General features: G+C 45.8%; 18 protein-coding genes and 1 riboswitch. Of the genes, 6 read left to right on the top strand and 12 right to left on the bottom strand.

Going from position 1 to position 23,676, the window contains the following annotated elements:
- Positions 1–291: 291 nt before the first annotated feature.
- The gene (locus tag AC5ELV_RS21370; RefSeq protein WP_493431776.1) at positions 292–1,098 is read left to right on the top strand and encodes a polysaccharide deacetylase family protein; all 807 of its coding nucleotides are present in this window, start codon (positions 292–294) and stop codon (positions 1,096–1,098) included.
- Between the two features lie 197 nt (positions 1,099–1,295).
- Here the strand turns inward: AC5ELV_RS21370 and AC5ELV_RS21365 are convergent, their stop codons facing one another.
- The 3 genes from AC5ELV_RS21365 to AC5ELV_RS21355 form a co-directional block, all read right to left on the bottom strand.
- On the bottom strand, positions 1,296–1,964 hold the full coding sequence (locus AC5ELV_RS21365) for a 3D domain-containing protein (RefSeq protein ID WP_493431775.1): 669 nt from the start codon (positions 1,962–1,964) through the stop codon (positions 1,296–1,298).
- Between the two features lie 6 nt (positions 1,965–1,970).
- Positions 1,971–2,139: riboswitch (cyclic di-AMP (ydaO/yuaA leader) on the bottom strand.
- Positions 2,140–2,374: 235 nt separating this feature from the next.
- Positions 2,375–3,097, bottom strand: a complete 723-nt coding sequence (locus AC5ELV_RS21360) for an amino acid ABC transporter ATP-binding protein (protein ID WP_493431774.1) — start codon at positions 3,095–3,097, stop codon at positions 2,375–2,377.
- Complete coding sequence (locus AC5ELV_RS21355; RefSeq protein WP_493431773.1) at positions 3,084–4,547, bottom strand: ABC transporter substrate-binding protein/permease; 1,464 nt, start codon at positions 4,545–4,547, stop codon at positions 3,084–3,086. Before AC5ELV_RS21355 ends, AC5ELV_RS21360 begins: the two co-directional genes overlap by 14 nt.
- Positions 4,548–4,696: 149 nt before the next feature.
- On the opposite strand from AC5ELV_RS21355, the gene AC5ELV_RS21350 reads away from it, so the two are divergent.
- Both AC5ELV_RS21350 and AC5ELV_RS21345 read left to right on the top strand, forming a co-directional pair.
- Positions 4,697–5,875: a M20 family metallopeptidase gene (locus AC5ELV_RS21350; protein WP_493431772.1), complete on the top strand. Its 1,179-nt coding sequence runs from the start codon at positions 4,697–4,699 to the stop codon at positions 5,873–5,875.
- 42 nt (positions 5,876–5,917) lie between these two features.
- Complete coding sequence (locus AC5ELV_RS21345) at positions 5,918–6,988, top strand: UCP032817 domain-containing protein (RefSeq protein ID WP_493431771.1); 1,071 nt, start codon at positions 5,918–5,920, stop codon at positions 6,986–6,988.
- 88 nt (positions 6,989–7,076) lie between these two features.
- On the opposite strand, the gene glgA is transcribed toward AC5ELV_RS21345, so the two are convergent.
- Positions 7,077–8,519, bottom strand: a complete 1,443-nt coding sequence (gene glgA / locus AC5ELV_RS21340; RefSeq protein WP_493431770.1) for a glycogen synthase GlgA — start codon at positions 8,517–8,519, stop codon at positions 7,077–7,079.
- 21 nt (positions 8,520–8,540) lie between these two features.
- Positions 8,541–10,463: a 1,4-alpha-glucan branching protein GlgB gene (gene glgB, locus AC5ELV_RS21335; RefSeq protein WP_493431769.1), complete on the bottom strand. Its 1,923-nt coding sequence runs from the start codon at positions 10,461–10,463 to the stop codon at positions 8,541–8,543.
- Between the two features lie 235 nt (positions 10,464–10,698).
- Here glgB and AC5ELV_RS21330 point away from each other — a divergent pair, with 235 nt between their 5' ends.
- On the top strand, positions 10,699–11,925 hold the full coding sequence (locus AC5ELV_RS21330) for a glucose-1-phosphate adenylyltransferase (RefSeq protein WP_493431768.1): 1,227 nt from the start codon (positions 10,699–10,701) through the stop codon (positions 11,923–11,925).
- 87 nt (positions 11,926–12,012) lie between these two features.
- Here AC5ELV_RS21330 and AC5ELV_RS21325 read toward each other — a convergent pair whose 3' ends face one another.
- The 5 genes from AC5ELV_RS21325 to AC5ELV_RS21305 form a co-directional block, all read right to left on the bottom strand.
- On the bottom strand, positions 12,013–13,443 hold the full coding sequence (locus AC5ELV_RS21325) for a sensor histidine kinase (protein WP_493431876.1): 1,431 nt from the start codon (positions 13,441–13,443) through the stop codon (positions 12,013–12,015).
- Positions 13,440–14,138, bottom strand: coding sequence for a response regulator transcription factor (locus AC5ELV_RS21320; RefSeq protein ID WP_007432526.1), 699 nt, complete (start codon positions 14,136–14,138; stop codon positions 13,440–13,442). The genes AC5ELV_RS21325 and AC5ELV_RS21320 overlap by 4 nt, the downstream gene beginning before the upstream one ends.
- A 1-nt stretch (position 14,139) precedes the next feature.
- Positions 14,140–15,474 carry a hypothetical protein gene (locus tag AC5ELV_RS21315; protein WP_493431767.1) on the bottom strand — a complete coding sequence of 445 codons (1,335 nt, stop codon included), beginning with the start codon at positions 15,472–15,474 and terminating at the stop codon, positions 14,140–14,142.
- A complete protein-coding gene (locus AC5ELV_RS21310) occupies positions 15,471–16,196 on the bottom strand; it encodes a phosphonate ABC transporter ATP-binding protein (protein WP_493431766.1) in 726 nt (241 codons plus the stop codon). Before AC5ELV_RS21310 ends, AC5ELV_RS21315 begins: the two co-directional genes overlap by 4 nt.
- A gap of 82 nt (positions 16,197–16,278) precedes the next feature.
- The gene (locus AC5ELV_RS21305; protein WP_493431765.1) at positions 16,279–17,436 is read right to left on the bottom strand and encodes an MFS transporter; all 1,158 of its coding nucleotides are present in this window, start codon (positions 17,434–17,436) and stop codon (positions 16,279–16,281) included.
- 437 nt (positions 17,437–17,873) lie between these two features.
- Between AC5ELV_RS21305 and AC5ELV_RS21300 the strand changes: the two genes are divergently transcribed.
- Positions 17,874–18,791: a hypothetical protein gene (locus AC5ELV_RS21300; RefSeq protein ID WP_025722652.1), complete on the top strand. Its 918-nt coding sequence runs from the start codon at positions 17,874–17,876 to the stop codon at positions 18,789–18,791.
- Positions 18,792–18,857: 66 nt separating this feature from the next.
- Positions 18,858–19,622 (top strand): HAD family hydrolase, encoded by a 765-nt coding sequence (locus tag AC5ELV_RS21295; RefSeq protein ID WP_029517450.1) that lies wholly within the window; start codon positions 18,858–18,860, stop codon positions 19,620–19,622.
- Between the two features lie 181 nt (positions 19,623–19,803).
- Here the strand turns inward: AC5ELV_RS21295 and AC5ELV_RS21290 are convergent, their stop codons facing one another.
- Together AC5ELV_RS21290 and AC5ELV_RS21285 are read right to left on the bottom strand one after the other, a co-directional pair.
- Complete coding sequence (locus AC5ELV_RS21290) at positions 19,804–21,102, bottom strand: hypothetical protein (RefSeq protein ID WP_493431764.1); 1,299 nt, start codon at positions 21,100–21,102, stop codon at positions 19,804–19,806.
- 31 nt (positions 21,103–21,133) lie between these two features.
- Positions 21,134–23,676: amino acid adenylation domain-containing protein (locus tag AC5ELV_RS21285; RefSeq protein WP_493431763.1), on the bottom strand; the 2,543-nt coding region annotated here is incomplete at its 5' end.

Genomic DNA, 23,676 nt, shown 5'->3' with positions numbered 1-23,676 from the left:
CCTTCAATACCATGTCTGTATAATTATGAATTGCATCCCCATTATACACCAGCTGTCATGGTATACCGAATTCGTTGTAAGGCTAAAACTTGGGAAAATGCTCCTGTTTTCGGCCATGTTTAAGAGAATATGTACGTTTAACTCCATCATCTTCATGGATAGTCGTTTCATCGTGGGTTTCTTTTCAGTTGTTTATGAGCCGAACTTGGTTACCAGCATATTTTTAATAGGACAAGTGCATAATAGTCGAGAGCACCACTAGGTACCACTGCACGGAAAGGGGGGATACATATGCCGTACAGGGGAGTGTTGCCATGCTTGGCACTGTTACTAGCATTTTCAAGTTTACCCGTTCACGCGGATGCGCCTCCCAACACCGGAACGCCCCATCCCAAGGAAGCAGCTGTTGCTTCTTCTGTACATCAGAGCACAGATCGAGCAACTCCTACATTAGCAATGCTGCGAAAAAAACATGCGGACATTTTTAAAATGTGCGGCCCACACACCCGCCAAATTGCCCTAACCTTTGATGATGTGCCCGATTCTAGGTATACGCCGCAGGTTTTGGACGTATTACACACTAACGGCATCAAAGCCACCTTTTTCATCGTCGGTCACCGTGCGGAAAAGCATCCGAGGATCATACGCCGTATAATCCGTGAAGGTCATGCTATAGGAAACCATTCCTATACTCATCCAGATTTTAGGAAGGCCACACCAGAACGCTTTCGCAACCAGATTACAAAAACAGAACGTATTTTACAAGCCAGCGCAGGTTTTCGCCCCAAGTTGATTCGTCCACCCTACGGCGAAATCACCGAGCCTCAAATCCAGTGGGCACGTCGTCATGGCTACATGATTGTCAATTGGAATGTAGACTCTCTCGATTGGAAGGGATTAAGTAAAACACAAATTCAGCGCAATGTGATTCCAGCTACCGGGCCGGGCTCCATTATTTTAATGCACGCAGGTGGAGGTCAAAGTTCTAACTTGCAAGGCACTGTGCAAGCTCTGCCGGGTCTAATTCACTCTCTAAAAGCTAAGGGCTACAAATTTGTGACAGTCCCCCTGCTACTCCACACATCGGAACGGAAATAACTATATGTTTATGATTCAGCTACAAGCTAAAGCAACGTAAAAAGGCTGTCTTACCAGCAGAAGTATTCTGCTCGTCAAGACAGCCTTTTTTTACGGATAGGACTGATAGGAGTCCGATCTAGCTATATGTTGTAAGATACAGGTATTAAGTTTACATAATATATATTATGTTTAATTAAACCGTATATACTACAATGCTATTTATCAATAACGTACAGCTTCACATTTTGAAAGCCAAAGTCGTTCACAAATGATTTGTTGCCAGGAATGAAGATATCAATCCGCTTTCCTGTAATGGCGCTACCCTGATCGCGAGCGACAGCTACAAAAGAATGATCCGGCAAACCAGGGTGAGAATAGCCCGTAACCAGCACTTTCGTGCCCATCGGAATGACGTTCGGGTCCACCGCAATTGTACCTAGTTTAAGCGGATTACCGTAGTAGTCCACTGCTCCCCATTTACCATTCTCATCGGCTGCGGCAGAATACGCTGAAGCCTTAACGTCAACTATTTTGCTATAGTTGAATGTTTTGCCCCACGCTTCAATCGTTGGCCCCTCATTCGCTGGTGCTTTCTCCGTAAGAAGCTGCGGCTGCGAATCCGAAGCTGCCTTCACACTTTTTTCGCCAGGCACCTTAATTTGCAGACCTGCATATATATTGTTGGAGGCAATGTTTGGGTTCGCCTTCGTTAGCTCGTCTACCGATACTCCATAACGTTGAGCAAGCAAAAAGAAGGTATCGCCCTCTTTCGCAGTGTGAAGCGAAGCAGCATCCGCTATTCCTGCCGTCTGTGCCAGCCCTGCAATAGCTGCGGCAAGCACCGCAAATTTCATCGTTTTACCAATATGTTTTAGATGTTTCAAAGATATGTACCTCCTCTGTTATGCCTACGGAGTTAGCTGTCGGATTCGGACTCAGGAGAAGCCCTATGCTTATGCAATTCACCCCTAGGCATATTCCACATCGTCTTATGACGTATCGGAATGACTGCCGTTGTTACGTCCCCCGCACTTCCCATAGTTTGGGCCCAGCATTCAGCGTGTGTCATAATCGCATGCTGTCCCGGTAAGTTTTGGCTTACTGCATAATATCACAATTTTGTAACCTTATCCGCATGAAAATGTTGGGAACCTTGAACATCATACTATACTCGTTACAATTTTGTCACCAAGAAATCGATATTTGTTACGAAAATATGGGGAAATGGTGACAAAAAGAAAAAAAGCTCTCCGTCAAACGGAGGGCTTTTTTTATAGCTCATATCAGCATTTTCTTACAACACTTTGGCAAGAAAATCACGGGTCCGATCATGGCTTGGAGTGCCAAATACCTGCTCTGGTGTACCTTGCTCTACAATTTGACCGTTATCCATAAAGATGATTCGATCGCCTACCTCGCGGGCAAAGCCCATTTCGTGCGTCACGATTACCATGGTCATGCCGCCTTCGGCGAGCTTCTTCATTACATCCAAAACCTCTCCAACCATTTCAGGGTCCAATGCAGAAGTGGGCTCATCGAACAGCATTACGTGCGGCTGCATGGCCAAAGCACGCGCAATCGCAATACGTTGCTTCTGACCACCAGATAACTGGTTCGGATAGGTATTCTTCTTATCCTCGAGCCCCACAGTACGCAAGAGTTCTAATGCAATTTTTTCCGCTTCCTTCCCTGACTGTTTTCTAACCTGCGTCGGTGCAAGCGTCAGGTTCTGCAACACTGTTTTGTGTGGGAACAGATTAAAATGCTGGAACACCATCCCCATCTTCTCCCGGGTTACATTAATATTGTGACCACGAGCTGTAATCGGCTCATCCTCAAACAAAATCTCCCCTTCTGTCGGCTGTTCCAACAGATTCATGCAACGTAAAAACGTACTCTTCCCCGAACCGCTGGGGCCGATGATAACGACAACTTCTCCTTTGGCGATATCTATATCAATGCCTTTTAAAATCTCATTCTTGCCGAACGATTTACGCAGTTGTTTAACGGTGATCACTGGCTCTCAACTTCCTTTCCCATAAACCCAGCAGCTTAGATAAGCTGAATGTCATTACAAAATAAATAGCGGCTGCGATTACGAACGGACTTAATCCTTCGTAGGTAATGTTCTTAATGACCTGGGCTTGATACATAATATCCACCATCCCAATGGTCGAAATAATGGATGATTCTTTAATGATCGTAATAAACTCATTACCTATAGCAGGCAAAATAGATTTAAATGCTTGCGGCAAAATGACATGTCGCATAGCTTTGCCGCGTCCCATACCCAACGAACGGGCAGCTTCCATCTGTCCACGGTCTACTGCCTGGATACCTGCACGGAAAATTTCAGCCAGATATGCCGAGCTATTCAAAGACAATGTGATTATACCAGACTGGAGTGGAGTAAAATTGACACCCAACGTCAAAGCAACCCCGTAGTGAATGATCATGAGCTGCACCAGCATAGGTGTGCCACGCAGGATCTCTACATAAGTGGTACCTAACCACTCAATGATACTTATACCACTCATCCGCAGCAAGGATACGATCAGACCAATGATAAATCCAAACAGTACTCCGAGTGCAGACAGCAACAATGTGTAGCCGATACCCGTAGCGTAAAAACTGCGGTATTTCCAAAAAATATCTACGATGTTATTAGAAGAAACCTGTCGATCTGCAGAGAGCGCGCTCGCTTCTGTGGAAAACTTCTCAATCGACCCGTCCGCTTTCAGGCGAGCCAACGTTTTATTTACAGAGGCAAGCAATTCTGCGTTCCCCTTGCGTATACCTACAGCTGTTTCTGCTCCGGCATCCTCAGGCACCGCCTTGGCAAGTGTTACGGTACCATCTAACGTGTAACCTTTAGCAACCGTATCTTCGATCACAACAGCGTTGATACGCTGGGTCCGAAGCTGGAGTACCAGATCGGATATTTTGTCCAGTGAGGTTACAGAGGCGTTGGGCACTTTTTGAGCAATTTCTTCCTGAATACTCCCTTTTTGTGCGCCAATCTTCTCGCCTTTCAAAGCAGCCATCGTAGGATATTTGTCTTTATCCTCTGGACGTACCATAATGACTTGCTTGGAGCGATAATATACATCTGAAAAATCAATGCTTTTTCTGCGCTCATCCGTCGGTGTCATACCGGACAGTACCAGGTCTACGCGACCACTTTGCAGAGCAGGCAGCAAAGAGTCAAAACTCATGTCCTCAGGAACCATCTCCGCACCCAAATCTTTGGCGATTTCCTTGGCGATTTCCACATCGAATCCAACAATAGTATCCTTACCGTTAATGACTTTATGAAACTCATACGGCGGAAAGTCGGCACTCATGCCCACTACAAGTTTTTTCTGTGGCTTTGCTTCCGTTCCGTATGCATTGAGCATGGGAAGACCAGTCAACAGCAAGATAACCGCCGTCAAAACCAGGGCGGTAAAACGATATGCCTTTTTCAATCTTTTTTTCTCTCCTTAAATTCTTTATAATAAATAAGATTGTGTCATTATAAATGAATATGCATGATTATGCAATGAATGTTATAGTACAATTTCAGCATACCTAACGCAGTACCTACATTACAGCTCATATAAAGGAGTTATTTAGCATGGATTTTAAACAGACCATTCAAAAGACAATTGAGCAGCATGCCCCACGGTTTAAGGACATTTCGTTATATATTGGGGCAAATCCTGAACTTGGAAACGAGGAATTTCTGGCCGCTGCCCGTTTAAAAGAAGAACTGATTTTTCACGGTTTTGAGGTCCAATCACCCGTATTAGGCATAGAAACAGCCTTTATTGCAACTTACAAAGCTGTAAAACCTGGACCGGTTGTCGCTTTTCTGGCAGAATATGACGCTCTAAAAGGTCTAGGACACGCCTGTGGGCACCATCTGATATGTATGATGAGTACCGGAGCTGCCGTCGGCCTCAAGTCGATCATCGACGAAACTGGTGGAGAAGTGCGGGTATATGGCACACCTGCCGAAGAAACACGTGGTGCAAAGGTCCCGATGGCCGCTGCCGGGTTGTTTGATGATTGCGACATAGCGCTTATGACGCATCCTTATGACCGTTACGAAAAATCAGGCAAATCGCTGGCGATTGATGCTGTGCAATTCGAATTCTTTGGTCAATCTGCCCACGCGGCCGCCAGCCCGCACGAAGGCATCAACGCGCTGGACGCTGTGATTCAAACGTTCAATGGCATCAATGCGTTCCGTCAACAAGTGAAAAGTACAGTGCGTATCCATGGGATCATTAATCAGGGTGGGCAAGCAGCCAATATTATTCCTGACTACGCCTCTTCCCAATTTTATGTGAGGGCCGCTACACGTCAAGAACTGAACTCGCTGACTCGCCGTGTTATTCAAATTGCTGAAGGAGCTGCTTTACAGGCCGGGTGTCGTTTGGAGACCTCCAACTATGAGACTTCTTATGATGAAATGGTCACAAACCGTGTACTTTCCGATGCGTTTACCGCAAATTTGGTGCAGGCTGGCATTTCGCAAGAAGATATAACGGAAGGCGAAGATCACGGCTCCATGGATATCGGAAATGTATCGCTTCATTGCCCTGCTATCCATCCTTACATTCAAGTTATTGACGAGAAGCATGCCTTACATACACCAGAATTCCGCGATTTGGCGATGCAGGACCGGGCCATGGAAGGAATGCTGCTGGCTGCGAGAACTTTGGCATGGACTGCTTGCGATGTAATCACGAATCCTGAACTGCTAGCCCAGATAAAAAAAGAATTCGCTCTGCTGAATAACGAACGCTAAATCTTAATTACGTGTTCTTTCAGAAAGGAGTAGTCAGCCATCATGGATAGTATGAGTAACTTTTGGACCTTGTTTATTGTGGTGGGCCTCATCATTTTTTGGTTTATATTCCGTGCAATACGAAGGAATCGGGGAAACAGAAAAACACGGCGCCGGAATGCTTTTTTCCTCAGCTCCCCTCCTCCTTCTTCCCTCACGCAGGAGCGTCATCCAGAGATTACGGAGCTGATGCAGCTACTGGAGAAATCCATTCCCGTCTCCTATGCTCATAGCGTAAGGAATCGTGTAATGGAAGCCCACCCAGAGCTGACGGAGCAAGAATATGATTGGCGCTGGCATGAGCTAAAACGATATTTTATGCTATGCGCGATTATGAATCGTGTGCCTATGTTCAGTAGTGATGTGGATGAATTATGGCACGAAATGTTGATGTTTACCCGCGAATATCAGCAATTCTCGGAAGCTTTTTTTGGTCGTATGCTTCACCATGCGCCCCATTCTGGCGGCTCTCAGCCGATCCCGGAGGAGCGTGCGTGGTTTGACTGGTTGTATGTGGAATGCTTTGGCTGGAACCGCTATAGTGCCAGTTTGTGGGGAACCTTTTTTAATCATCCATTACCGAACGACGAGCTTTCGCGCTATTACAAACTCACAACTTCGGCGCAGCCAGCAGGTAACCGCTGGAATACCCAGGAGAATATAGCCATTTCACAGCAAGCCCAACAAGCGGTTCATCAGATTGTACAACATCTGCGCGAGCGCGTGAATAAAGCGGTAGATGATCCTGAGGGTAAGCAATTGCCTAAGGTCAACTATTTACAGATCGACTATCTGTTATTAGCTGTTGTATGGTATTCATGGTATCAACCTGAACAATTTGCCATACACCTGCACCCGGATGCTACAGGCAATGCCGGGTTAGCTAGCTCATCTGGTTGTAGCTCGGCAAGCGGCTGCTCGAACTGGGATACGCATCACTCGCCCCATCATTCCTCCCATGACAATTCTCATCATGGAGGTTCTTCTCACCATGATTCAGGCGATTCTGGTAGCCATTCATCGTGTAGCAGCAGCTCTTCATGTGGAAGCAGCTGTGGTGGCGGGGGCGACTGATCATAGCAAAAAAGGGAATTCCTCAGCCAAACACTGGCTAAAGGGATTCCCTTTTTCATTTAATATGACTTTGGTGTTCCCACTCTGTTCAGTCCGTCTTTGTGAGCAAATGGTAAATATCCATATACGCTTCAGCTGAGACATCCCAACTATATTCTCCTGCAAAAGCCGTCTGTGTAAGCTTCGACCAATGCTCAGATTGGCGATAAAAATGAACAGCACGACGAATGGTGTTCAGCATATCATGTGCATTGTAGTTCGTAAAACTAAATCCGTTTCCTTCTCCTGTGGACTCATTGTAAGCTTGCACAGTATCGTTAAGGCCCCCAGTTTCTCGGACAATAGGGATACTTCCATAACGAAGCGCCAGCAGTTGGCTGATCCCGCAAGGCTCAAACCTTGATGGCATAAGATACATATCGCTTGCCGCATATATTTTTCGTGACAGAGGTTCGCTAAAAGCGAGCTGCGCCGACATTTTTAGTGGATAACGTCCCGCTGCCTCACGGAACCAATGTTCAAAAGCCGGATCTCCTGTTCCCAGCACGACAAACTGGATATCATCATAATACAAGATTTCGTCAAGCACTCTCGTTACCAGGTCTAGCCCCTTCATATCTACAAGCCGGGTTACCATGGCAATCATAGGTACGTCCGGCCGCACCGGCAGACCCAGCTCCTTTTGCAGGCCAATTTTGTTTTCCTTTTTCTTTGTCAGACTCGTGCGGTACTTCGTATAAATACGATTGTCCGTAGCAGGATTGTAGCTTTTGGTGTCAATTCCGTTCACAATCCCCGTTAAGCGACCCTGATCTCCCAATTTACGAAGCAGACCCTCCAGCCCATATCCGTAAAATTCCGTTTGAATCTCCTCTGCATAGGTTGGACTCACGGTCGTGACATGATCCGAGTACGTAAGCCCACCTTTCATAAAATTCAGTCTGCCATGATACTCCACACCCTCGGGGGTGAAATAGCTCCCATCCAGGTTGAGCAACTCGGTTAAGACCTCATACGGAAAATCCCCCTGATACAGCAGATTATGTATCGTAAACACCGTGCGAATATCGCTGTAGAAGGGTAAATGTCGATAATCGGCATTCAGAAGTAGCGGAACCATCGCCGTATGCCAATCATGACAATGCAAAATATTCGGCTGAAAGTTCAGTTCAGGTAGCACTTCTAAAATCGCCCGGTTAAAAAAGGAAAAGCGTTCGCCATCATCCATATAACCGTAAATACCGTCACGACCGAAGTAATACTCATTGTCTATAAAATAAACCTTGATTCCGTCTAATGTTAGTTCCTCTATTCCACAATATTGATTACGCCAGCCTACGGCTACTTGCTTCACCGTTACTGGACGCAGAGACTTTTTATAAGTATCGGGAATCCCCGCATATTTAGGTAAAATGATTCGGACGTCGCAACCCGCCTGACGAAGTGCCTTCGGCAGTGCGCCAATGACATCAGCCAACCCGCCTGTTTTAATAAATGGATGTGCTTCTGCTGCCGCAAACAAAATGTTCATATGTGCTTCCTCCTTATGTGTTTAATCTGCTTTTTTGGGCCTCCGAGGCGCTTTCTTGAGTATAACGATGCTCAGGGGTGGTATGGTCACCTCCAAGCTGTGAAGCTGTCCGTGGCAAGGAATAGGGGCGGTCCGTATCACTCCGGTATTTAACTGGCCACTTCCCCCAAAGTCCTTATGATCACTGTTCAGCAGTTCGATATAACTTCCGGCCTTTTCCAGCCCAATGCGGTAGTTCTCTCTGGGCACAGGCTGAAAGTTAATAAGCACGACCAGTGTATCTCCCGGCTTTTTACTTTTACGTAAATACGTAATTACGCTCTGTCCACGGTCCTCCGCCTCAATCCACTGATATCCATCCCACGAATGATCCAGTTCCCATAATGCCTTTTCCTGAATATACAAATGATTTAGCGCTTTCGTAAAAGCGTGCAGCGAACGGTGACTGTCATAATCCAGCAGGAACCAGTCAAGCTGCTCCTCATCCTTCCATTCGATGAATTGACCAAATTCCCCTCCCATAAATAAGAGCTTTTTGCCCGGTGAGGTGATTTGGTAACCGAGAAGCGCTCGAAGCCCGGCAAATTTTTGCTCATAGCTACCCGGCATTTTATCAAGTAGCGACTTTTTACCATGAACGACCTCATCGTGCGACAACGGCAGTGTAAAATTCTCGCTGTACGCATAAGCTATGGGGAATGTCAGCAAATTATGGCGATCCGGCCTCTGATCGAAATCCGTTTCGATATAATCAAGCGTATCGTTCATCCAGCCCATATTCCATTTGTAATTAAAACCGAGCCCTCCATCGCTTACCGGGGAAGTCACCATCGGCCAGGCACTAGACTCCTCTGCCATCATCAGAGCATACGGATAATAGCGGAATACTGTTTCATTCAGTTGTTGAAGGAAGGCAATAGCCTCTTCATTTTCAATACCTCCCTTAGAGTTAAAACGATATTGACCGTCCTGCTTTTCAAAATCCAGCCGTAGCATACTCGTCACCGCATCTACGCGTAGGCCGTCAATATGGTACACATCCATCCAGAATAGCGCATTAGAGATTAGGAAAGAACGAACCTCTGGTTTGCTGTAATCAAATGTCAGCGTTCCCCAACCGGGCTTTTCCGCAATCAGCGGATCCGCGTATTCGAACAGAGGCGATCCGTCAAACAGCCTTAATCCATGAGCATCTTTTGCAAAGTGGGCTGGGACCCAATCCATCAGCACGCCAATTCCCGCCTGATGGCAACGATCCACCAAATACATAAAGTCATGCGGCTCTCCATAACGGCTAGTGAGTGCAAAATATCCGGTGAGCTGGTAGCCCCAGGAAAGATCATACGGATGTTCACTCAGCGGCATCAGCTCAATATGTGTATACCCCATATCGGCCACATAAGGCACAAGAAGCTCAGCTATTTCCCTGTATGTATAAAACGTACCATCTTCTTTTTGCTTCCAAGTGCCCAGATGAAGCTCATATATGTGCAGAGGCTTTCCATACGGTGCTCTACGTTTTCGGCGCCAAATCGCATCGTTCCAAGTATAACCATCTATAGAAGCTACTACAGAAGCCGTTGCCGGTCTCACTTCAGCGCGTACCGCGTAAGGGTCTGCTTTCAGAAATCTTTCACCGTTTGCACCCGTAATGTCGTATTTGTAAAAAGTTCCTTGGGATATCCCCGAAAAAAAACGACTCCAAAAACCGGATTTGGGAACCCTATATAAGGAATCGTGTTCCCCATTCCAGTTGTTGCGATCTGTAGCAAGCCCGACATGGAGAGCATGAGGAGCCCAGACCGTAAAGCGGACGCCCTGTTCTCCGTTCTCCACAGTAAGGTGGGAACCCAAAGATCGGTAGCTGTGATAAAGCGTTCCTTCATGAAACAAATAAATATCTTCCGATGAAATAGCCTGTTGCGGAAGAGTTTGGTCTGTCATCACGTCACCACCCTTATATGTTTGTAAGTAAAAATGTATGAATCGGTAATGCATTCGCTTTTGGGTCAAAGCTGACCTGAGTTATTACCCCATTCTAGCCACAATGAACAGAAAAATGACTAGGAAAAAAATAAACCTTAGTTTTGGGGGAATCTTATATACCTTATGGTTTCAAGAGTACCCCATACCGTTTATGTATGTACTACACTGACAACTAAACCGGGAGGGAAACGAAATGTTTAATAAAGAATGCATTGCCATGCTGCTGGCAGGCGGAGAGGGACGCCGTCTTGCTCCCCTTACTTCAACGATTGCAAAACCCGCCGTACCTTTTGGCGGTCATTACCGGATCATCGATTTTCCTCTCAGTAACTGCGTAAATTCAGACATTGATACTGTAGGTGTACTGACGCAATATGAGGCAGAATCCTTGCACGAACATATCGGGGATGGAACACCATGGGGTCTTACAAAAACAGATGACAAAGGAATTACCCTGCTTCCATCCTATAACACAGGTAACGCTGAATACTTAGGAACGGCAGATGCTATTCATAAGAATATCGAATATATTGACAGCCAAAATCCGGAGCATGTGCTTATTTTATCCGGTGATCATATTTACTATATGAATTATCGTGAAATGCTGAACCACCATAAGGAAAAAGGAGCTGCGGCTACCATTTCTGTCATGGAGGTACCTTGGGATGAAGCACACCGTTTTGGTGTTATGAGTGCGGATAAAGATCTGCGTGTCACAGAATTTGCAGAGAAACCTGAGAAACCGGAAAGTAATTTGGCCTCGATGGGGATTTATCTTTTCAAATGGGATTACTTGAGAAATTACCTATTAGAAGACGCACAGGATGCTCAATCCAGTCATGATTTTGGTAAAGATATCATACCTAAAATGTTAGCGGATCAAGAATCCTTGTACGTTTATGAATTCCAGGGCTATTGGAAGGACGTAGGTACCGTTAAAAGCCTATGGGATTCACACATGGATTTGTTACACGAGGATTGTGCGATCGACCTTCAACGCAAAGACTGGCCGATGTATACACGTGAACGCCGCACAAGGTTGAGCGCACAAAAGGTACCTAACCGTCAAACGCAGCCATTGGGCAGCCTGTTGCATGATTCCTGCCAAGTAGAGGGCCGAATAGAACGCTCTGTTGTATTTAGTGGTGTCGAGGTAGGTAAAGGATCAGCCATCAAAGAAAGTATCGTTATGCCTGATACACGCATTGGACGTAACGTCCATATTGAACATGCAATTATCGGTGAAGGTGCTGTAATTCGCGATGGTGCTGTCATTAAAGGTAGTCCGGGAGAAATTATGGTCATCGGACCCAATGAAGTGGTATTTGGTAAAATGGCGGTACGTCCGCAAACTACGCGTATGCTGAAAGAAGCCTACGAGCGCAATACACGCTTGCGTGCCGAAGGTTTTACTTCATAACGTTACCCCAAATTAAAAAACAGCCAGCTCTCCCGATTTGAGAGGACTGGCTGTTTTTCTGGTTACATCTATACAATGGACTTTAAATTAAATCTGCCCTTCAGTAAGTTGTGATGGTTCCACGGATTGCTCTGCTTGCAGAGCAGGTAATGAAACCGTAATGGTAGTTCCAGCCCCCAGTTCACTTCTGATGAGCATCTGACCATGATGGCGCTCGATAAACTGTTGCGAGATTGCCAATCCCAGTCCAGTACCACCGTTTTGGTGGTCCACCTGGAAAAAGCGGTCTCTGACTCTGGCAAGATTTTCAGCACTAATTCCAATCCCTGTATCTTGTACGGATATCTCGATATTCCCATCAATCCGCTGAAGGGACAGAAAAATAATCGAACTTTCATGCGAAAACTTGATAGCATTATCCACAATGTTCAAAAACACCTGTTTTAAACGGTTACCGTCTCCATGGACGAGATATGCCGTTTCCTCCGAATCCAGCTGAAGTTTTATCTGCTTCATTTCTGCTTTGGCCCATACGTTCAGCATAATCTCCTGCAAAAGCTCCCGTAGATCCACCGTTCCCATCACAAGCTTCATGGCATTTTGCTCCAGCTTGGAAAAATCGAGGATCTCCTCCACCAAACCAATCAGCCGATCCGTCTCTTTAGAAATAATCTTCATCCCGATTTTCGTCTCTTCCGGGTCAAAGCCGCCAGAATTTAACGTTTCACTCCAACCCTTTATGGAAGTAAGCGGAGTACGCAATTCATGAGATATGGATGAAATAAAATCATCCTTGATTTGATTTGTTCTAACAATTTCTTGTGCCATATAGTTCAGCGTCGAAGCCAGTTCACCCAACTCATAGCGATAATCGCCTTCAATGCGTGCATCAAACCTCCCCTGAGCCATCTGAGCAGATACATCGCGGATATTATTAATCGGTCTAACAATGGAATTCGCAAGCCCTGTACTGACCACAAATACAATAACCAGTACAGCTGCCATAATGCCGAGAGAAAACAACGTAATCGTAAACAGCTTATCATTTACCAATTCCAGCGAAGTCGTATACCGAATAACATACACCTGGTCTCCGACGATATTGTCCAGTTTTTGAGATACCGCCATCACCTGCTGCCCCGTACTCGGTTGCTTACCGATCCATTTGCCCGTATCTCCAGCTAATGCTTGTGTCACATCACTTGTTTGCACACTTAGATCTGCTGCAAAATTCGTCGAGTTATCAATTACATTTCCCTGTTCATCGAGCAATTGCAGTTCAGTGAAGGGCAGAGAAAATGTATTTAACAAATACGATTGCAAAGACTGTTCCGGCTCTTTGAATTTGGGTGCAAATTCACTTACCGATTCGATACGGCTTTCGATATGTTTGTAAATGGAGTCGTAATAGTACGACCGGAGTGCAAACATAAAAATGACTTCTACTAACAGAAGCGCCAAGAACACTACGAAAAAATAGTGAAGCACAATCTGTCGGCGAATCCCCTTTTTGATCATTGAGACTGACCTTTCCATTTATATCCATGTCCCCACACTGTTTGTAGAAAAGCTGGCTCGGAAGGATTGTTTTCAATTTTCTGCCGAAGACGTCGGATATTCACATCCACAATTTTCGGATCGCCCATATATTCCTTGCCCCATACGTGATCAAGTAAAACATCTCGGCTGAGCGGCGTGTTTTCTTTTTCTAGGAAAAATTGAATCAGGGAAAATTCAGTCGGTGTCAGCTCGATCAGCTGTCCGTTCTTCTTAAATTGCTTAGCAATCAAGTCCAGCGTGAATGGACCAGACTGGAAGGACACTTTGGCTGCTGTTTCACGATGTACATTCACCCGACGTAATAACGATTGAATACGTGCAATCAGCTCCGTCGGGCTAAAAGGTTTGCTCACATGATCATCGGCCCCTACAGACAAGGCATACACCTTATCCTGCTCCTGTACCTTCGCTGTGAGAAAAATAATGCCGATGCGCTCATTCGTTTCCCGGATTCTCCGACAGACTTCAAAACCATCCATACCGGGTACCATTACGTCAAGCAGTGCAATATCAATATCCCGCACCGTGTTCAAAATATTCAGAGCCTCATGCCCTTCCGACGCCTCCAGCACCTCAAAACCGTTACGTTTCAAGTTAATGACGATAAAGCTGCGAATGGATTCCTCGTCTTCCATGATTAAAACTTTACTCACTCTACTCTACCTGCCTTTCCCCCATCTTGTTTTTAATGGTTTTACGCGGCTCCAACTCGCTGGATCGCTTAATACCAATGACCTGCGCATTCGTTCGCCACAGTTGGCTATACCCTTCGTTGTTTCGCTCCCATTGTGACAACGAGAAAAATTTAATTTCCGCTATCGTTTTGTCTGTATCATCCAAAATGAAGCGCAAATAGCTGTCCTTCCTCGAAACTTTCGGATCAATCGTCACCTTGCCATGCAGCTCTTTAGGTAATCTGAAGTAGACCTGTTCATTAGAATCACGATATTGTTGCTGCTTAAAAATCGTCCCTTTCGCCCCGTCCCATTGATAGAACGATACAAAATATGGAACCTCATCCAGTGGCTTATTACTCCAACCTTTAGGCTTCTCTAAATTACCAAATTCCAGAATACCGTCCCCATCCACATCACCACTGGCGATGGTCGCATCCTTGAAGGTGACATCCATAAGATTAAGCTTCCTGAGCTTACCGTGATCCATCACAATGACATTGGAAACAGTAGTGGTCTGAGCAATTTTGGTGTCTATAATAATCCCCTGCCTACCCTCGGCTACCTTACCAGCAACGACATTATAGACATCTAAGACCTGACTGTCCAAATCCAACGATCCGATTTCCTTAAAGGTTCCCCCACTGAATTGAAACGTTTTAACTGTAAAGAATTCATTACGTCGCAGCGTGATAATCGTCAAATCATTCAAATTATCCCCGTTCAAGTCCATCTTGTTATGGTTAAAATCATCTACGACGAAGTCCGTATAACCTGTAGCATATATTTTCTCCAGAGTTCCTCCGGTATAGGAATACACGATGAGTCCCTTCTGATCCCCGCCATCGCCACTATCTCCGCTGGAAAAACCCGCTACAATATCGAGTGTTCCATCATTCGTTAAATCCACGAGCTTAAATGACTCCAGCACAGTGCCTTCCCCATCAAACGTCAGCTTCTTTACCCACGTTCCACCCTGATCTTCAAACAAGGCACCATGTATTTTCACGCTCTCATCTGGCGTTTCATAAAAGAGCACTGCTTCGTCTGTGCCATCATTGTTCAGATCACCCGTCCGAATTGGCGTCGGGTCATCTGGGTCATTCGGCCTTAAAGGCTGTACCGCCCCTAGTTGCGTATTCACTGCACCATTTAACTGCTGTTTCTCGTCAGACATCGTCGGTGTCTCCATCAGCGAAATGGGATCGCTAATTACATTACAGCCGCTTAAAAATCCAGCAAGGAGCAGCAAGGAGCAGCAGCCAGCCACCATTCTCAACAGCATTATTTTCACTTCTCTTGCCGTCCCCTTCACAATTTGTTCTTTTCTGCTTGTGTCAATCGTCTTCCCTGAATATCAAACACCAATTCACCATCATTTAATCCCCATATGCGTGAAGCAAAGCGTTCAGCCATTTCAAGTGGCAGTACAGTAATGATCGTCACCCGCTCGTCAGAACACAGCTTGCGAAAAGTCTCCAATACATGCGCTGCCGAAGCTGGATCAAGTCCATTTACAGGCTCATCAGCTAAAATAACTTTAGCTCCGTGCACGAGAGCACGCGCAGTCGCTACCCGCTGCCGCTCGCCGCCGCTGAGCTTGTCGCATTTATCATGCGCCTTATCCAGCAAACCCAGTTCCTCCAGTACATCCATTGCTCCCATATAATCGTCAGAACGCACCATTCCGGTCACCATTCTCCACATTGGAGTTTGACCGGATCTGCCAATGAGCACATTTTTAAGAGCGGTTCGGTTCATATTTAGATGCGGGTTTTGCTCCAAGTATGCCCATTCCCGCTTTATTTTCATCTTGTCCGTCCACCCGGATTTCAGCACATCATTGCCACCTACAATTAAGCTGCCTTCATCCCATGACTCTTGTAAAGCAAGACAGCGAAGCAGCGTCGTTTTGCCGCTTCCACTTGGCCCCACTATGGCAATGAATTCGCCCTGATGAATTTCAGCATCAATTCCTCGAAGTAGCTGGGTCCGTTCAGGCCCCACTTGCTTGGTCAGCTTCCGAATTTTAATCATCTAAGTGATTCCCCTTTGCGCGCCATCAATACTGTTTATATTTTATAGTAAATGTGAAACAAATACCATGCAAACCGCAGTTTTAAACCGCCGGTACTCTTTTTCTGGAAAACAGACCTAATAATCCGAAAACAACGTAACTACCTCCAAGAACAAGGAACATGCTGCCTTGAGTTCCAAAGTCCAGCAACCCTCCGCTAATATTAGGTCCGATCACGCTTCCCAGATTAAAATGAAAGGATGCCAGTACATTCGCGGCTGCTAAAAATGATTTGGGCAGCAGGTCAGCGGCATAGGCCAAACCGAGGGAGAAAAAGGAGCCTACTAAACCACCTGCTAGAGTCAGCAATATCAAAGTGAACATAAAATGATTGCCGCTCCATGGTAGCAACATAAAGGTCATCCCCCCTGCTATACCTACGCTCATTAGCACCTTTTTACGTCCCCAACGGTCACTCAATATCCCTAGCGGCAGCTGCAGCACTAACCCTCCCAAACTGACGAACGGCAGCAAGGCGGCGATTTCATCGGTATGAAAGCCAATACGCAAACCATAGACTGGAAAGTTACTGTTCAGGCTCGCTTCCATATAGCCGTATAGAAATGCAGGCAAAAGAGCGTACCATGCCCAGCTGTAGCTGCGACGAAATCTTTGAGTGGGACGCGCCTCGGATTCCAGCTTCTCTGGTCTGGAGTCCGGCAGCTTAATTAACACCAACAGCAAAACAAGCAAGCACAATAAGGCCAACGCAGCAAATGGAACCAGCATTCCATAATCGAGTAGCCATAATCCCAATGGTCCTAATGCAAAACCCAGACCGTAAGACATACCATAAAAGGAAATGTTTCGCCCTCGCTTCTCTGCTGGAGTCACCAGCAATATCCATAGCTGCGCAGAGTAGTGCAATGCACTGTCACCAATACCTACTAGCAGACGCAGTACGAACCATACCCGAATATCAGGGATTAGCGGAAACAGCAGCAGCGTAATGAGCACTAGCACAAGTCCGCCGGCCATCAGCTTTTTGAACCCTAACCATCCCAATGTCCGTTCTGCCACCAACGTCATTGCGAATGAACCAATATACAGAGCAGCCGCATTCATTCCATTAAGTGAAGACGAAACTCCCATTTGTTCCAACGATATAGACAGAATAGGTAATAATAAACCTTGGCATAATCCGGCAACAATTATAACAGCAATTAAAATAAAATAATGAACCCGTAACGACGACGACATCCTAGCTCCTCCTGATCGAACAATAAAATAATTAAAATCAATGTTAAGAAATGATTTGCATTTGATTCCATAATCAATAATAATTCTTATCACTATGTATTCCATGCCGTCCTGTAAAACCGGCAAATTACATACAAATTCAGGAGTAATTAGTGTATTAAAGAATAGAATAAAAAAATCGTCATCTGAGATGACGATTTTACGGAAAGAGCTTGTCTGGTATGTATCCGACTCCTCCGGTTAAGGAGCCTCGTATGTTCAATCCGAACCCATTCACGTCACAACGCACTATTTCATATTATAGTGGACAATCCCTGGCAGAACAAGCCATAATAAATAAGTGAGCAATTATTAAAATGCTCATGTTTTGCTTATGGACGGGCTTAATTACGTTCACCGCTCTGGGCTAGAAGACAGAATAGGAGGCATTGGGTTCCATGAGTTATCAAATTAAAATAGACACTTCTCCAATTTATGAATTGCTCGGCAGCTTCATGGCCTATGTGACTAAAAAGTGGGTCCAAGATATGGACTTGGGCCATGAATGGATCGACAAGGTAGATGCACGACTACAACATGAAGTTCGTACTGAGCTTGCTACAGCTCAGGATTGCCCTTTTAGCGATTATGACGCACTCTATGCCTGGGCATTACTTCGACCGGAATCGGATGAAATATCTGATTATATCTCTTATTTGGACCACGGTCCGGATAAAGATATGTTTGAGCTGCTTGTTCCGCATATCCCTTTTTTAACCTTTGAAGAATCTTTACGAATTCGTAAGGTATACGCACCACTCCTCAGATTGTGGGATCGTGATTATTTTCGGGCCTTGGAAGGCGAACTGCGTGTGTTGGCAGAAGAAGATGCTGCGGAAAAGCGAATGCTGCTGAGTAAAATGGAACCGGAAGCACTGGTTGAATATGCAACAGCTGGACTAGTCGTACCACACATGGAAGACCTGGATACAGTAGTCCTATTTCCGGTCGTCCATAATCGCCCAATTAATTCATACTGTTTTTATACCCGCACCCTGCTGATCCAGTATCCGGTAGATATCCCCGAGGAGAGCGAGGAAGAACCGCCTACGCTTCTGCTACGGCTCACTCGTGCGGTCAATGATCCGCAGCGACTGAGAATTCTGCGTTATGTAGCTCAAGGCCCTAAGTCTCTCGAAGATATGCGCCACGATTTGAGCCGTTTGGAAGATACACTCATGTCTGATATGATGATTTTACGAGTGGCTGGTCTGCTCCGTATTCACATCGGACGTTATCATAAGGAAAAATTCAGCATCCGTCCCGATGGCGCGGCTGATTTACAGGTATTTTTGGAATCCTATATTGGATTGTAATTTGAATTGTACTTTTAGTTATAACCAAAGCAGCGTTTAAGCTTTGGCTTGGAAGGAGTATGCATCATGTCGTATCCGAAGCAGCACATTTTATTTGATCTTGATGACACCTTAGTCCACTGCAACAAGTATTTTGACCTTATCCTCAACCACTTTTTCGATTTGCTTCAGGAATGGTTTGCAACTCATAACCTAACGAAAAATACAATTCGTGAAAAACAAATCGAAATTGATGTGGCCGGAGTTCATCAAGTGGGCTTTGCCAGCGAGCATTTTCCACAATCTCTGATAGATACGTACCAATTTTTCTCGGAACAATTCGGACGCCGTCTCGATTCTCGGGAAGAGCAGGAGCTTCGCTCTCTTGGCCGAAGTGTGTACGAACAGGAAATCGAACCGTATCCAGGCATGGTCGAAACGTTGAACTCCCTCCAAAAAGCAGGGCATTCCCTTCATCTTTATACTGGCGGTGAGCAGATCATTCAAGAAAGAAAGATTGAACAAATGAAACTGGCTACCTACTTTGATGACCGCATCTACATTCGCCAGCATAAAAATGTCGAAGCACTGGAAGAAATCATCCAGATGAATCGCTTGGACCGAAGCATCACCTGGATGATCGGGAATTCTCTGCGCACTGATGTATCTCCAGCCCTTGCCGCAGGTATTCATGCTGTATATCTCAAGCAGCCTAAGGAATGGATTTACAATATGGTTGAATTGCAAAAAAACGTGAACTCCGTGATGTATACGATACAGAAGCTAACGGAAGTACCACGGGTTATCCACGAAAGCATACAATTGCATCAACAAAAAAGGACCCTCGGTTAAAGAGCACTGCTAATATCTCCTTCAATTATCAGACACTCATAAAAGTCCAGATGGTATCATGCGGATAGAGTGAATTTGGAGGGGAAATTTTTTTATAATGACCAACCATTTCGGCCAAACGTAAACAACGCGCGCCGATTGAGTGTCGACACGCGTTGGCTACTTAGTCTTTTTCATTTGTCTACTTGTCAGGGGTATAACCATTCACCAAATGTTCCACGGATAAAATACGCTCAAAAAGACCAAAGACTTCTTCTGAATCATACATATTTTCCAATACGCTGACCTCCATCATTAAACGTCCCGAAAGCGTAGCCGTTGTGAGCAGCAATGACTGATTTTTGATGGAAAAATAGATGGTATCCACCCATTCCTCTATAATCGGGTACGATATAATTCCCAGATTGGACAAGGTGATGGAAAAATTCCACAGGGGGAATCTTTCAGGCATCGTTTTCATAACCAGTTCAAGGCACTGTTGTTTATATTTCCGATATGAATTGGAAAACGAAGCAAAAAAGATGGACAGCGCATAGGGAACCCCCCTTTTGAACCATTTGAACGCGGATTTCACCTGTTTTTCCAAATTCCCGTTCCGAAAAAATTGCATTGGAAGGCTTGCGACGTAGTTCCCATGCATAGTTTCCGGCGAATAGTTAACCAGCTGCTGCAAATCCATAGGCATGGAGACAAACACGCGTTGTTTTCCGGAAGCATGGTGCAGTAATCCCTGGGTCACTTGGTCACAGATATGTTCGGTCAATGTCATTTTTTTGCTCCGACATCGCCGTAAAATATTATCAGTTTCCTCTTTGCTGAAGCAGTACGATTTTTTGACATAACCGCCGTCTTGCTCCGGCCTTCTGCCGTAACTCAAATCAACGGTTTCGCCAGCCTTTGTCCCTTTCCCTATAATCCTGGACATAAAACCTATAACAAAAACCGGCATCCATAAAAAAGCGTAAACTCTTCTTTTCATACGCAGCAGCCTGTCTCTGGAGACGTCGCTCTTTGCTGCCTTTTTTTCCGGCTTTGCCTCAGGTTCGTCCGTATAATATTCAAGCCATCTCTTGATCCAGAAAACCAAGCTCCGCCCATTAGCTACCGCATGGTTCATCGCAAATATCATTGTATATTCATCTATAGGGAAAATCCGAAACGGAAGTCTGGAATTGGTTGGGGCGTACTGGGCCAGAACCTCCTCCTCCGTATAATATTTGGAAAGTTGCGCCTTTTCAGCCTCCAGAAAATTCTCCAGCTCTTCCTGCGAAAAACGTCCCCAAACAAACGCGTCCTTTTCAAACTGTTCCACCCTTTTGGCTTGCAGCAAAGGATTGTCCATGATGAGCAAGCAGTAGCTGGAAAACAATTTTTCAGCGTCGATCCTTCTTTTAAAAGTAACCGTTGCAATCATGCTATTGGATAATAAATAATCTTCGGTCCCGAAAAAATAAGTGCTTGCCAGTTTAATGGCATCCATTCTTTTCTCTCCTTCGCTGCTACTTTTTTTTTTACATAAATCCTACCTTTTTGACATGATCCATCATCAGCTTCACTTTTTGACCATCCAACCTGGACCATTCAAACCCTAACGCCTGCAAAATACCGTCGGTCTTCTGGTTCATTGTCATGAACACTGTTTTGCTGGCTCCCTCGAAGAAGACGTTGGAATGGACGAGAATCCGGGCAACCTCCTGCTGCGTCTGTGCTTCATCGTATTTTTCAAACATATACTCGGTAAAATCCTCCAACTGCATCGGCTGAACCTGTATATCCGCTTGCTTCAAAAACTTGGCAAAAGACATCATGCTCACCTGATGGCTGTTAAATAGATGATAGGTTTCATTGTTGAGATTTTTCCGGTCGAACAGCAGTACAACAGCTTCGGCCACCTCATCCACGAAAGAGAAGTTCATGGTTTTATCCCGAATTGCGGGAACCCGGCCAAGTTTGATCATCGACTTTACCAATGAATAAAATGCATTATCCGAGATATTTTCCTGGAAAACCCCCGAATTGGAATCAAAAACAAGGTTTCCGACTCTGAACACATTGGAATCAAGCCCTTCTTCCCTTGCGCTTGCAATCTCTTTCTCGGCTTCGAGCTTCGTCATCACGTAATAGTTATCTGAGCTTTGTCCGACATTGCAATCATATTCAGTGAACATCATGCTGCTCTGGTCTTCGATCCATCCGCTGCCTACGCTGGTGGTGGAAACGAAATTATAGGTCTTTTTCTTCCCTGTGCTGGAAAATTCGATCAGTCTTTCGTTGCCTTCCACGTTGACCGCATGAAATTCCGAGTAATGTCCAAAATGCTTCACGTTTGCCGCCGAATTAATGATCACATCAATGGTTCCGGCCAAACTCTCATAACGCTCCCGGCTCAGTCCAAAGCAGTCCTGGGTTAAATCTCCGCAGAACACACACACTCTGTCCTCCCAAGCGTTCTGCCCGTCAAGCTTGAGGCCAAAATGGAACTTCATCTTCGCCCACAATCTTCTTAGCGCCTCTTCGTCACTCGTTCCCCGAACAGGAACATAAACCTTATATTCAGTATTTTGCAGCAGTTGAAACAAAATATGGATTCCCAGATATCCGGTTCCTCCTACCAGCAGAACATTGCGGTAATCAGCCCGTTCAGAAAGATCGATGCTCTCATATGCCTGATTTTTCTTTCGGTATTCTTTGAGACTCTCACGTATTTTCCATACAATACCAGGTACGCCACTTTCCCCGGCAGCTGCTGCTTCCCGTAAGGCGTATACGAATTGTTTTAATCTGTCTTTGGAATATTTGATGTTATCCGCCAAGGTCCGAATCGTCGGATATTGAAAAATGTCGTTAATTCCCACTTCAAAGTCCAGCGCCAGCCTTGAAACCACCTGAATTGCCTTGATCGAATTGCCGCCCAGCCTGAAGAAATGGTCATCAATTCCGATCGACTGCATGCCGAGTATCTCCTGCCATACCTTCTGAATTTTCAAATCAACGTCATTTCTTGGGCTGCTGACTGTGTCGTCGCTTCCCTGCCATTCAGGTTCGGGCAATGCCTTACGATCAATCTTTCCGCTTGGAGTCATCGGCATGTGACCCAGCTGCATAAAGCTGGACGGCACCATGTAATCAGGCAGTTCCTGCAACAGCTGTTCCCGCAGCTCATCTACTCCCGGTTCGCCTTCTGCTATAAAATACGCTGCCAGATACTTCTCACCTTGCTTGTCTTCCCTGGCGATCACCGCCACCTCCCGGACAAGCGGATGCTTCATTAGCTGCGCTTCGATTTCCCCCAGCTCAATGCGGAAGCCCCGAATTTTCACCTGATCGTCGATTCTTCCCATAAATTCAATATTCCCGTCCGGCAGCCAGCGCACCAGATCACCCGTGCGGTACAGCTTCTCGCCGGCTTCGTAGGGATTCGCCACAAACTTCTCCGCCGTCAGCTCCGGTCGGTGCAGATACCCCCGGGCCAATCCATCTCCCGCAACGCACATTTCTCCGGCTGCTCCCAGCGGCAGCAGCTTTTGGTTCCTGTCCAAAATGTAAATCCGCGTATTGGAAATGGGTTTGCCAATCGGTACCGTGGCATATCCCATCTCCTCTTCCCGATACGTCCACGTCGTTGCAATCACGCTCGATTCGCTCGGACCATATGCATTCATATACTCCACGCTGTCCTTCCACCGTGTGACCAGTTCTTTGGTGATCGCGGATCCGCCTGTCACCAGTTTTTTCAGCGTCGGCAGCCTGTCCGGTTCAATTCCCGCCAAATAGGTAGGTGGCAGCAGCGCAATCGTAATTTGGTTTTCGTTGATAAAACGTGCGAATTCATTTAGATTATTAATAATATCTCGCGAAACCAGATACAGCGTTCCGCCTCCCAGCAAAATCGTGAACATTTCCCAGACCGAGGCGTCAAACGAGCTGCTGGCAAACTGCAGCATCCGATCCGTTCCGTCCACTCCCCATTTTTCCTCGAAGAAATGCTGGAGGTTGATCACTCCCCGGTGTTCTACCATCACCCCTTTGGGTTTCCCCGTAGATCCTGAGGTAT

Source organism: Paenibacillus sp. NMA1017 (genome assembly GCF_058895805.1).
This window is presented reverse-complemented; position numbering and strand designations above follow the sequence as displayed.

Coding starts and splice junctions, on each gene's coding strand:
- AC5ELV_RS21370 (WP_493431776.1), top strand. CDS start 292: ATGCCGTACAGGGGAGTGTTGCCATGCTTGGCACTGTTACTAGCATTT.
- AC5ELV_RS21350 (WP_493431772.1), top strand. CDS start 4,697: ATGGATTTTAAACAGACCATTCAAAAGACAATTGAGCAGCATGCCCCA.
- AC5ELV_RS21345 (WP_493431771.1), top strand. CDS start 5,918: ATGGATAGTATGAGTAACTTTTGGACCTTGTTTATTGTGGTGGGCCTC.
- glgA (WP_493431770.1), bottom strand. CDS start 8,519: ATGAACATTTTGTTTGCGGCAGCAGAAGCACATCCATTTATTAAAACA.
- glgB (WP_493431769.1), bottom strand. CDS start 10,463: ATGACAGACCAAACTCTTCCGCAACAGGCTATTTCATCGGAAGATATT.
- AC5ELV_RS21330 (WP_493431768.1), top strand. CDS start 10,699: ATGTTTAATAAAGAATGCATTGCCATGCTGCTGGCAGGCGGAGAGGGA.
- AC5ELV_RS21325 (WP_493431876.1), bottom strand. CDS start 13,443: ATGATCAAAAAGGGGATTCGCCGACAGATTGTGCTTCACTATTTTTTC.
- AC5ELV_RS21310 (WP_493431766.1), bottom strand. CDS start 16,196: ATGATTAAAATTCGGAAGCTGACCAAGCAAGTGGGGCCTGAACGGACC.
- AC5ELV_RS21305 (WP_493431765.1), bottom strand. CDS start 17,436: ATGTCGTCGTCGTTACGGGTTCATTATTTTATTTTAATTGCTGTTATA.
- AC5ELV_RS21300 (WP_025722652.1), top strand. CDS start 17,874: ATGAGTTATCAAATTAAAATAGACACTTCTCCAATTTATGAATTGCTC.
- AC5ELV_RS21295 (WP_029517450.1), top strand. CDS start 18,858: ATGTCGTATCCGAAGCAGCACATTTTATTTGATCTTGATGACACCTTA.
- AC5ELV_RS21290 (WP_493431764.1), bottom strand. CDS start 21,102: ATGGATGCCATTAAACTGGCAAGCACTTATTTTTTCGGGACCGAAGAT.